The 601-nt window shown below is 71.4% G+C and carries 1 protein-coding gene; it reads left to right on the top strand.

Annotated elements, in window-relative coordinates; genetic code table 11:
• On the top strand, positions 1 to 601 hold a 601-nt coding region (locus AC3EUJ_RS37235; protein WP_431969441.1), incomplete at both ends, for a TetR/AcrR family transcriptional regulator.

The raw sequence follows: 601 nt of genomic DNA on the forward strand, positions 1-601 counted from the left end.
GTACAGCTCTCCCCGCCGCACCGACTCGGCCGCCGCCACGCGTGAGGCCATCCTGAGCAGCGCGCAGGCGCTCTTCCTGGCCCGCGGGTACGCCGGGGTCACCATCGGGGAGATCGCGGAGGCGGCACGAGTGGCCGTGCCGACCGTGTACAGCAGCGCGGGAAACAAGCCGAGCATCCTGACGGCCCTGCTGGAGCCGGTCGTCACTGATTCGTCCTTCGACGACGCCCTGGCCGCCATCGAGGCCGGCGACGACCCTCGCACGGTGATCGAGCTGACCGCCGAGAGCACCCGGCTCATCCACGAACGGCACTGGGAGCTCGTGTACGGGCTCTTGTACCGCAACCCGCCGGGGGAACCCGCCGTCCAGGCAGTCCTGGACAAGGGCGCGGACGACTACATCCAAGCCCTCACCCGCGTGGCCGACCGCCTCATCGCGCTCGACGCCCTCCGCGCCGACCTCTCCCGCGCGGAGGCCGTCGACATCCTCTGGTTCCACCTCGGCCCGAACGCCTGGATGACCCTTGTCGGCCAACGAGCCTGGCCGTTCGCCCGCGCCCAGGCCTGGATCGCCCACGCCACCTGCCAGGCACTGCTGCAG

The organism is Actinacidiphila sp. bgisy160 (assembly GCF_057707815.1).